Origin of the sequence: Streptomyces prasinopilosus (assembly GCF_001419695.1) — a bacterium.
Taxonomy (GTDB): domain Bacteria; phylum Actinomycetota; class Actinomycetes; order Streptomycetales; family Streptomycetaceae; genus Streptomyces; species Streptomyces prasinopilosus.
In genome coordinates, this window is sequence record NZ_LIRG01000381.1 from 1 (window position 1) to 10,653 (window position 10,653).

Annotated in this window: 7 protein-coding genes and 1 pseudogene; 3 read left to right on the forward strand and 5 right to left on the reverse strand. The window is 72.4% G+C overall.

Features of this window, described 5'->3' with window-relative positions:
* Nucleotides 1-260, forward strand: a pseudogene (locus AOK18_RS16845) (alkaline phosphatase); the annotation flags it as partial.
* Nucleotides 261-327: 67 nt separating this feature from the next.
* Here the strand turns inward: AOK18_RS16845 and AOK18_RS16850 are convergent.
* From AOK18_RS16850 to AOK18_RS16860, 3 genes are all read right to left on the reverse strand, one after another.
* Nucleotides 328-1,272, reverse strand: a complete 945-nt coding sequence (locus AOK18_RS16850) for an NEW3 domain-containing protein (RefSeq protein WP_055573710.1) — start codon at nt 1,270-1,272, stop codon at nt 328-330.
* Nucleotides 1,273-1,363: 91 nt separating this feature from the next.
* Nucleotides 1,364-2,806 carry a Gfo/Idh/MocA family protein gene (locus tag AOK18_RS16855; RefSeq protein ID WP_055694911.1) on the reverse strand — a complete coding sequence of 481 codons (1,443 nt, stop codon included), beginning with the start codon at nt 2,804-2,806 and terminating at the stop codon, nt 1,364-1,366.
* Nucleotides 2,807-3,131: 325 nt separating this feature from the next.
* A complete protein-coding gene (locus tag AOK18_RS16860) occupies nt 3,132-4,772 on the reverse strand; it encodes a glycoside hydrolase family 43 protein (protein ID WP_055694912.1) in 1,641 nt (546 codons plus the stop codon).
* Between the two features lie 300 nt (nt 4,773-5,072).
* Between AOK18_RS16860 and AOK18_RS16865 the strand changes: the two genes are divergently transcribed.
* Complete coding sequence (locus AOK18_RS16865; protein ID WP_055694913.1) at nt 5,073-5,705, forward strand: hypothetical protein; 633 nt, start codon at nt 5,073-5,075, stop codon at nt 5,703-5,705.
* Between the two features lie 295 nt (nt 5,706-6,000).
* Nucleotides 6,001-6,798 (forward strand): sulfite exporter TauE/SafE family protein, encoded by a 798-nt coding sequence (locus AOK18_RS16870; RefSeq protein WP_240503210.1) that lies wholly within the window; start codon nt 6,001-6,003, stop codon nt 6,796-6,798.
* A gap of 121 nt (nt 6,799-6,919) precedes the next feature.
* Here the strand turns inward: AOK18_RS16870 and betT are convergent, their stop codons facing one another.
* Both betT and AOK18_RS16880 read right to left on the reverse strand, forming a co-directional pair.
* Nucleotides 6,920-9,043 carry a choline BCCT transporter BetT gene (gene betT, locus AOK18_RS16875; RefSeq protein WP_276205357.1) on the reverse strand — a complete coding sequence of 708 codons (2,124 nt, stop codon included), beginning with the start codon at nt 9,041-9,043 and terminating at the stop codon, nt 6,920-6,922.
* 266 nt (nt 9,044-9,309) lie between these two features.
* Nucleotides 9,310-10,653, reverse strand: a 1,344-nt coding sequence (locus tag AOK18_RS16880; protein ID WP_055694915.1) for a GMC family oxidoreductase, incomplete at its 5' end; no start/stop codon positions are given.

Sequence of the window (10,653 nt, forward strand, 5' to 3'; positions counted from 1 at the left end):
TCGCCGTCCTCGGGGTCGACGGCGTCGACCCTCAGTGGGGGCTGATGACCCATCAGGAGGACGAGGCCAGCATCAGCCGCCTGTTCGCCGAACGGGCGCGCCGGGTGATCGTGGTCACCGATGCCTCGAAGATGGGCCGGCGGGCCTTCGCGAGGATCTGCGGACTGGAGCGAGTCGACGTCCTGGTGACCGACTCCGCGCTGCCCGCCGAAACGGCGGCCCGGCTCACCGAGGCGGGGATCAAGGTGCACGCCGTCTGACCGGGTGCACGGGCGGTGACGGGGTGCACGGGCGGGCCGCCCGTGCACCCGGTCGGGTCCCCCGTGGTCAGGGGGCGATGGCCATGTCGAAGACATGGACGTTCCCGTTGGCCGGCAGCACCACGAACTCGACCTGCTTCGCGGCGTCCAGCGCGACGGAGTGGGCGAAGACCCGGTAGGCGATGCCCTGGTTCCCGTAACCGTCCTGCCGGTTGCGGCCGTCGGAGGAGGCCACCAGCGTCGCACCGTGGGCGTCGGCCGGGTCGAAGGACCAGTTGGGGAAGCCGAACGAGCCGCTGGTGCTGGTGCCGTCGGTGTAGTACACCGTGACCGTCCCGGTGGCTCCGCCGGTCACACCGGAGCCGAGGAGGACCAGTGCGCCGCCCTTGCCGCTCAATGCGATCGCCTGGCCGGCGCCGGAGACGTTGTCCTTGGTGCCGGGGGCCACGTCCGGCCAGGTCAGCTCGGCTCCCAGGGCTCGGACCCGGCCGCCCGGCGTCAGCCCGGCGGCGGCGAGCCGCTGCGCGGAGAAGCTGTTCCCCTCGCCGTCGTAGTCGCCCGGCCCGGTATCGCTCTCGTCGGTGATGCCCACGTTGTTGTAGGCGGCCGCGAGGTTCGCGAGCGGGGTCCCGGAGGCCTGGGTCCGGGTGCCGCTCGCCGAACCCCCGCCGTCACCGCCGGCATAGGTGGCCGTGGCGGTGAACGTCCGCAGCGTGAACCCCCGCCGCTTCTCCGGTACCTGGATCCGGAACTCCGCGGTGGCGGCGGCACCGGCCGCGAACGTTCCGGGGACGTCGACGAGGGCCGGCTGGACGGCCCAGCCGGCCGGTCCCGAGAACGCCACCTTCAGCGACCGCATCCGTTGTGGTCCCGTGTTCTTCACGGTGACCTCCACCGTCGAGACGGCGGGGCCGTCGAGGTCGACGGAGGAGATCGACACCTCGGTCCGTGCGGCCGCGGAGCCGGGCGGGGGCCCGGCGGCGGTCGCGGCGGGCGCGGGGACGAGCGTCATCGCCGCTGCCACCGCCACGGCTCCGAGGGGTCTGATCCATCGGGCGGTTCCCACTGGCTGCTCCTTCTGTCGGTCGACCGGGAGACGGCGCTCAGGCGACGGGCGGCATGCTCGATTCACGGGAGTCCAGGCCCGTGCGCAGGTTCACCCAGGAACCGCGGGTGAAGTCGGGGACCTCCACCGGGCGGCCGCCCGCGGCGAGGGACATGACACTCAGCGGTATCGGCGCGCACCAGGTCGCGGAGTCGTAGACGTCGATGTCGGGCACGAGGCCGGCCCGCATCAGCTGGACGGTGCGCCACTGCAGCACGTAGTCCATGCCGCCGTGGCCGCCGTTGTTGGCCGCGTCGTCACCGATCTTCTTCCACAGCCAGTGGTCGAACTCCTTGCGGTACGCGTCGAAGTCGCGCCAGGAGTGACCGCCGTGGTCGGGCTCGACGTAGATCCGTCCGCCGGTCGACGACGTTCCCGCGTAGTCCTCGAAGATGCCGCGGCTTCCGGCGAGGCTGTTGATCCTGCTGTACGGCCGGGGCGAGCTGACGTCGTGCTCGGCCCTGATCACGCGGCCCTTGGCGGTGTCGATCAGACAGGTGACCAGGTCACCGTTGATGTAGGTCTCCTTCCACGAGGGGTGGGACCTGTCGACGAACCGCTCCCGGTAGTCGGCGAGGCCCTTGGGCGCGGTGGCGGTGGCCCGCAGCGCGGTCATGCGGTCGCCGCGGTTGATGTCCATGGCGGCGGCGACCGGTGCGAGGCCGTGCATCGCGTAGAAGGACGCGGTGCTGCGGGTGTGCCACAGCCGGCGCCAGGCGTCGGTGTAGTACGTGTCGGAGAACAGCAGGGACCGCAGGTCGTGCAGGTAACCGCCGTGGCCGTTGGTGACGTCGCCGAACAATCCGTCGTGCGCCATCTTCAGCATCGCCAGTTCGTTGCGGCCGTAGGAGCAGTTCTCCGCGAGCAGCAGGTGCCGGCGGGTGCGCTCGGAGGTGTCGACGAGGTCCCAGAGTTCGTCGAGTTCGGTCGCGACGGGGAGTTCGACGATGACGTGCTTTCCGGCGAGCAGTGCGTCCTTGCCCTGCCGGTGGTGGAACTCCCAGGGTGTGGCGATGTAGACGAGGTCGATGTCGTCACGCCGCAGCATCTGCGCGTACGCGTCGTCGGAACCGCCGTACTCGGCGGGGCGCGGCTCGCCCCGGGCGGCCAGGCGGTCCGCCAGGTTCTTCGCGCGGTTCGCGCGTGTGTCGCAGACGGCCGTGACCCGGCAGCCGGGCACGGCGGCCCAGCCCTCGCCCATGCCCGACCCGCGGTTGCCGAGTCCGATCAGGCCGACGCGGACGGTCTCGTGGACGGCGAAGGGGACACCGGTCATCGTCTTCTGCCCCCGGGCGCGCCGGGGTGAGGCGACCGGCAGCGCCGCGGCCGGGTCGGCGGGCGCCGCGTGCGCGGCACCGGCACCGGCACCGGCCATCACCGCACCGGTGGCCAGAGCGCCTCCCAGGAGCAGGCGGCGTGATACTGCGGGGATTTCGAGCATGGCAGAGCTCCTCGGATCCGCGACCGGGCATCACTGGTGGGGACGACTGTGACGGTGTCGACACGCTCATGTCAATAGATGCTCGAACCGGCGCCGAACCGAGCAGGAACGAGCAAGTGGGGCCCCGTCGGCGAACACCGCCGGTCCCGGGCGGTGAGAGCGGTCCGGCCGGCTGCTCCCGCCCCCGGGCCGCCCCGAACGGCTCCTCGGGGGGTCGTGGCATCGGGAACGTGCCTCGCGGGGCGGGGCGTTCACCGGCGCCGTCCCCTCTCCTCGCCCGCCCTCGCCCCGGGTGGGAGCGGTGGCGGTGCTTCGCGGTGTGGTGTCAGCGGTGCGCGTGCCAGGTCGCCTCGTCGAAGTCGGCGGGCAGGCCGCCTCCGGTGAGGTCCCAGGACCACAGGCCGACGAAGGCGCCGGTGAAGCCGAGGGACCTGATCTGCCCGTTCTCGAACTCCTCGGCGTGCTCGTCGGAGAGGACGGTGGCGTCGAGGGGCGGGCCGATCGGGCGCCAGACGTCGTCGGTGGCGTGGCGGAAACGCAGGACCGGTCCTCGGAGATCGAGCCCGAGCCGCAGGCGGCGGGTCCCGTCGAGAGGCGTCCCGCCGGCCTCGTCCACGCTCAGCACGCCGCGGTCGCAGCCCGCCACGCGCAGGACCGCCCGCCCCTCGTCGTCCGCCGTGACGTGCAGGAAGTACCAGTTGCGCGTGTTGTAGTACGCGGTGATCCCGGCCAGGTGCTGGAAGGACCGCGGCTCGTACTCCATCGTCGCCTCGAAGGCGCCCTCCGGGGACGTCACCCGGCGGCCCACCAGACTGGGGCCGGTCAGGCTCTGCGGTGAACGGCCGCCGTGCAGCCGCAGATGGGAGGGACGGGCCGTGAGGGAGATCCAGTCGGGGGTCGCGGGACGCCGCAGCGTGGACCACTCGGGCCCCAGGACCGGCCGGTCGAAACCGTCGGCCTCCCCGGTCCCGTCCGTCCCCGTCCGCATCGCCTCCTTGCCGGCGGCGGCGTCCCCGACGGCCGGACGGGGGGCGGGGACCTCCAGGGCGGGCAGACCGGTGGGGACGCGCGGCCAGCCGTCGTCGGTCCAGGTGACGGGCGCCAGGGCGGTCTCGCGGCCGAGCACGCACGGGCCCCGGCGGCCCTCCGGCCGGGCGACGAGGTAGGCCAGGTACCACTGGCCCTCGCCGGTCTCGACGAGACTGCCGTGGCCGGCTTTCTGCAGGGCCAGGTCCGGGTGGTGGCGGGCCGTGAGCAGCGGCCCGTGCGGGTCGCGTTCGAAGGGGCCGGTCAGGGTGCGGGAGCGGGCGACGGTGACCTGGTGCTCGTAGCCCGTGCCGCCGTCCGCGGTCAGCAGGTAGTACCGGCCGGCGTGCCGGAGGAGGTTGGGGCCTTCGATCCAGCCCGCCTGCGGCGGCAGCACGATCCGCACCGGGTCCCCCACCGGACGGCGTGCGGACCGGTCGTACCGGGTCGCCTCCAGACCGGCCGAACCGCCGTGGCCCGGCCGCCAGTCGTGGACCAGGTTCAGCAGCAGGCTGTCGGGCCCGTCGTGGAAGAGGGACGCGTCGAAGCCCCGCGCGTGCAGCGGTACGGGATCGGACCAGGGGCCGTCGATCCGCGGCGCCGTGGTGACGAAGTTGGGGCTGTCGGTGAAGCCTCCCGCATAGGTGGAGACGTTGCTGTAGACCAGGTGGAACAGGCCGTCCGCGTAGGTGAGGTTCGGCGCCCACACCCCGCCGGAGTCCGGGCAGCCGGTGAGGTCGAGGAGGCGGGGGGTGTCCAGTGCCCCGCCCAGCGGCCGCCAGTTCACCAGGTCACGGGAGTGGTGCAGCCGTACGCCCGGGTGCCATTCGAACGTCGAGGTCGCCAGGTAGAAGTCGTCGCCCACGCGCAGCACGGACGGGTCCGGGTGCGAGCCCGGCAGGACCGGGTTGCGGATGGTCCGGGTGGCCGGCTGCCGCATGCGCCTCGTGCACCTTCCGAGCCCGGACGGCCGCACCGGGACCGGCCGTTGATCACCGAGGACCGTAATGTCGAACACGTTTGCGTGCAACGTGCTGCCCGGATCTCCGCCCGACCACGTCCGCGGTCCACCGCCCTTGCCGGGCGGGGCGGGCTTCGCTACACAGGGGGCGGGAAGACAGGAAGAGCAAGGACCCGGAACACCGCGTCCCGAGGACAGGTGCCGCCTCCGCCCGCCCCGGCGGGCCACTCGGCCGTGCCGCCCACGCCACGCGCCGCCTCGACGAGGAGTCGCCCCGCCATGTCCGACCGCAGCACTCCCGAAGGACCGGTTCCGGGCCCGGTGCCCGCGCCGGGTCCGGAACCGGCGCCCCCGCCTCCCTCCGCACCGCCCCAGGCTCCCCCGGCCTTCCAGGGATTCCAGGACCCGGTGCCGGTGGCCGGCCGGCGCCCGGGGCCGGGACGGCGCACCCTCGTCCTCGCCGTCGTCGTCGCCTTCGTCGTGGCGTTCCTCGCCGGTGGCGGTGTCGCCTGGTGGGTGCTGGGCGGGGAGGACGGCGACGTGCGGGACCACGTCGAGCTCTCGGGGGGCGAACTCGTCACCGACGACAGCGACGACGCGTACTGCGACGACGACGACATCTACTCGTACAACGACTGCGACACGGACGACGGCAAGACGTACGAGTTCGGCTACAGGATCACCAACGAGGGGGACGGGCCCGCCAACTACTCCGTCGTGGTCAACGCCTTCAACGAGGACGGTGACTTCGTCGGCCAGACCTACGTCGGGGCGACCCACCTCGCCGCCGGTGAAACCGACTCCGACGAGGGTGAGTTCAACGAGTACAGCGAACTCGAGAAGAACCGCGAGCTGTCCGACATCGCGTCCGTGAAGGTCGCCCACGCGGAACGCGTCGCCCTGGCCAACTGACCGCCGTGCCCGGCCGGTCCGGCGCCGCGTCGCCTCCCGCGCGAGCCGTCGGTCCCCGGCTCCCCACCCCCGGCGTCAGGCATCGGGCATCGGGCATCAGGCATCAGGCATCCGGTATCAGGTCCGCTCGTGCGACCGGTCCCGGAGGAGGCTCGACACGGCGATGCGGCCCCGGGCGGGTTCACCGCCTCGAAGCGGAACCCGCCGGAAGGGCCCGGCGGGTTCGTGCCGGAGGCCGCCCTGCGTCACACTGTGGGCCGGATGCGTGCGACCTCGAACCGACCCGGGAGTACTCGTGGAACTGTGGGCGGCCGGGGTGATCGTCGGCGCGCTGATCTCGGTCGTGACCGCGCCCGTCGGGGTCTCCGGCGCGGTGTTCCTGCTGCCGGTCCAGCTCAGTGTGTTCGGTGTGCCCAGCCCGGCGGTCACTCCGACGAACCTCCTGTTCAACGTCGTCGCCGGCCCGGGGGCCCTGTGGCGCTACCGCCGGGACGGTGCGCTGCGCGGCCCGCTCGCGCGGCGCCTGGTCCTCGGTACCGTCCCGGGGGTCGTGATCGGCGCGGTGATCCGGGTCTTCGCGCTGCCGGGCCCGGCCGTCTTCCGTCTCCTGATCGCCGTGCTTCTCGTACCGCTCGGGCTGTGGCTGTGCGCCAAGACCCTGCGGCCGGGCCCCTCGCGCCGGGGCTCGCGGCAGGATCACCCGCACGCCGAACCGTCCGGGCGGGCCGTGAGCGGCCTCGCGCTCGCCGTCGGGGTCGTCGGCGGCGTGTACGGCATCGGCGGCGGTTCCCTGCTCGGCCCGATCCTCGTGGGGCGGGGCATGCCCGTCGGCCGGGTCGCGCCCGCCGCTCTCGCCTCGACGTTCGTCACGTCCCTCGTCGGCGCGGCCGCCTTCGCCGTCCTGGGGCTCGTCGGTCCGGGCGACGTCGCGCCGGACTGGGGACTCGGCCTGGCCTGCGGACTCGGGGGCCTCGTCGGCGGTTACCTCGGCGCCCGCCTCCAGCCCAGGCTCCCCGAGACCGCCCTACGGCTCACCCTGGGCACCCTCGCCGTCGCCCTCGGCACGCTCTACGCCGTACAGACGCTGCGCTGACCACCGGAGCGTCGGCGCACCGGCACACCACTGCGCCGCCGGACCGGACCGGCGGACCGTCGACTCCTCGGCCCGCCGGCTCACCGCTCGTCCCCCGTCCCCCGTCCTCCGTGCCAAGGGACTATTCCGGCAGGTGGGCCTCCGGGTCGTCCGGGCGGTGGTCGGGGAAACCCGAGTGGGCGGTCGCCTCGTGGCGCACCCGCAGGAACTCCAGGTGCCGTTCGTACTGGTCGAGGCTGTCGGCGATGAGCTGCTCCTGGGTGTACCCCATCACGTCGTAGTCCTGGTTGCCCTCGGCGAGCCGGACCTCGAAGCGCACATAACTGTCGTGCGTGCTGACCGACCGGGTGGCGAACGCGGGGGTCGGCAGCTCGACGGGGCGGACCCCGTAGAGGAACTCGTCGCTGGTGCCGATCGGCACCCTCAGGTCCACGTACGCGATGCCGGTCTCCTCGTCGACGCCTTCCAGGACTTCCGCCTCCACCCCCTGCGCCCGCAGCTCGTGGGCGACCTCCAGGAAGGCGGGGCGGCACACGTCGTCGACGAACCGCGCGGCCGCCCGCCGGTTGGGGAAGGACATCGCCCGCGTCAGGCGCTGCCGCCAGTTCAGCGCCCCCGGGGGGCCGTGCAGCGTCATGCGTCCGGAGAGCGACCCGGGCAGCGTGGTGATCCGCGTCTCCGCGCGCATCCGCTCGGTGCGCAGGGCCAGATAGAGCCCCGCCATGATGAGGAACATGACGAAGGAGAAGGGCAGCCCCATGACGATGGTGGCGTTGGTGAGCGCCTGAACTCCGCCCACGATGAGCATGGCGAGGGTGAGCAGCCCCGTCGCCACCGCCCAGAAGATGCGCAGCCACGTGGGCGCGTCGGTCACCGGGGTGGGCAGCTCGGCGCTGAGGTTGCCCATGACCAGGGCCCCGGAGTCCGCGGAGGTGACGTACAGCAGCAGCCCGACGAACGTGGCGAGTCCGGCGCTGAACAGGAATCCCGGATACTGCTCCAGCAGGTTGTAGAAGCCCTGTTCGGGGACGTTCATGGCCGTTTCGCCGAACTCGGTGTTCCCGTCGCGCACCAGGAACAGGGCGCTGTTGCCGAAGATCGCCAGGAAGAGCCCGGTGAAGAGGAACGGGATGAACAGCGTCGCCGCGATGAACTCGCGCAGGGTGCGGCCGCGGGAGATGCGGGCCAGGAAGAGCCCGACGAACGGGGCCCAGGCGATCCACCAGGCCCAGAAGAAGAGCGTCCACGCGTCCAGCCACTCGATGGGCTGGTCGTAGGCGAAGGTGTTCAGGGTCATCGACGGGAAACGGCTCACGTAGTCCCCGACGTTCTGGACCACGGCGTTGAGCAGCCGGAACGGTTCACCGACGACGAGGATGTAGAGCATCAGCAGGGCGGCGAGGAGGATGTTGAGCTGCGACAGCCGGCGGATGCCCTTGTCGACGCCGGAGGCCGCGGAGAAGGTGGCCATCCCCACCGCGACGACGATCAGGGCGATCTGCGCGGCCAGCCCCTCTTCCACGCCGAAGAGGACCTTCAGACCGTAGTTCAGCTGCACCACGCCGATGCCGAGCGTCACGCCGATGCCGAAGACCGTGCCGATGATGGCCGCCAGGTCGACGGTATCGCCGATCCGTCCGTGGATGCGGCGGCCGATGATCGGGTATAGCGCGGAGCGGATCGCGAGCGGCAGCCGGTAGCGGAAGGAGAAGTAGGCGAGCGCCATGCCCATCAGCGCGTACATGCCCCAGCCGGTGATGCCGTAGTGGAACAGGGTCCACACCACGGCCTGGCGGGCGGCCTCGAGCGTCTGCGGATCGCCCTGGGGCGGCGCGAGGTAGTGGCTGACGGGGCCGGACACCGAGAAGAACATCAGGTCGATGCCGATGCCTGCCGCGAACAGCATCGCCCCCCAGGTGAAGACCCCGTAGTCGGGTTTGGAGTGCTTGGGGCCCAGCTTGACCGTGCCGTACTTGGAGAGGGCGATGTAGACGACGAACAGCAGGTACAGGGTCGCGGCCAGGAAGTAGTACCAGCCGAACCAGTGGGAGATCCTGCCGACCACCACGCCGATGACGTTCTCCGCCCCCTCCGGGGTGACGATCGCCCAGACCGAGATCGCGAGGACGAGGAGGGCGGCCCCGAAGAAGACCACCGGTTTGAGCCGCACCGAGTCCACCGACTCGTCCTCCGCCGGCATCTCTTCCGGCGCCGTGCCGGGACCCTTCGCTCCAGCGGTCGACACGGTGGTGTTCCTCCTTCGCCGAGGACGAGGGCGTCGGTCCCGGCTCCCGGCCGCCGGCGGCGTCTGCGACGGCGCGCGGAGCGGGGAGTGCGGGCGACCGCCTCTTGTCCGTGCTCAAGTGCCTGTGGCACACGGGACAAGGCAGTCTCCAGTGAGGCGCTGCTTGCGTCCAGCACCGGCCCGACGTGTTGGGTCCCGACGTGCTGGGCCCGGCGTGCCGGTCTCCGGACCGTCGTGCGCGGACGCCGCGCGGGACCGCGGACCGCTCACCCCGCAGCCCGCCCGCCGGCCGGCCCGGGGCGGCCGGTGAGCAGGTCGGCGGCGCGTTCAGCGGCGAGCAGGACGGTCACCATGGGGTTGATGGTGGGCATCGTCGGGAACACGGACGCGTCGACGACGCGTACGCCCTCGACGCCGCGCAGTCTCAACTCGGGGTCGCAGACGGCCATCGGGTCGTCCGCCGCCCCCATGCGGCAGGTGCCCGCCGGGTGGTAGACGGTGTGCGCCGCACGGCGCCCGTACTCCGACAGGGCGGCATCGGAGGTGACGTCCGGTCCGGGCGCGACCTCGCGGACGAGCCAGCCGCTCAGGGGATCGGTGGCGGCGATCTCCCGGGCGATCTTCAGTCCCTCCACGACGGTGCGTTCGTCGTGGCCCTCCGGGTCGGTGAAGTACCGGAAGTCCAGGGCGGGGTGCTCGGCGGGGTCGGCGCTGCGCAGCCACATGCGACCGGTGGACCGGGCACGCGGCACGTTCGGCGTCATGCACACCCCGTGCTCCGGCACGGGGTAGCCGAGGCGTTCGGTGTTGACGGTGAACGGCACCTGGTAGAAGTGGAACATCAGGTCCGGGCGCGGCTGCCCCTTGTCGAGGCGCAGGAACAGGCCGGCGTCGGAGTCCATCGCGGAGTTGGGCGGCAGCGGGCCGTCGGTCTCCCAGACCATCACGGACTCGGGGTGGTCCAGCAGGTTCTCCCCCACGCCGGGCAGGTCGGCCCGTACGTCGATGCCCAGGCGGCGCAGGTCGTCGGCCGGGCCGATGCCGGACAGCATCAGCAGGCGCGGGGTGTCGACGGCCCCGGCGCACAGCAGGAGTTCGCGTTCGGCGCGCACGGTGGCGGGCTCGCCGTCCGCGCCGCGCACCGCGACCCGGGTCGTCCTCCCCGACTCGTCGGTGAGCAGCCGGTGGGCCCAGGTCTCCAGGCGCAGGGTCAGGTTGGGCCGGTCCAGGACCGGGTGGAGGTAGGCGACCGAGGCGGAGGAGCGCAGGTTGCCCTCCGGCTCGTAGGCCAGGGAGAAGAAGCCGGTGCCGTCGGCGAACGGCTCGGCGTTGAAGTCGTCGATCACGGGGACGCCGACGGCCCGGGAGGCCGCGGTGACGAAGTCCTTGGCGATGGGATTGCGGTCGGCCTCGGCCACCGGAACGATCTTGGTGAGCAGCCGGTCGCGGTAGGGGAGGATCGTCGCCGGGTCCCAGCCGGCGCAGCCGTGGGCCACCCAGTCGTCGAGGTCCTGCGGCAGCGGCAGGAAGCTGATCAGCGTGTTGTGGGAGGAGCAGCCGCCGAGCACGCGGGCGCGCGAGTGCAGGATGTGCGAGTTGCCGCGCGGCTG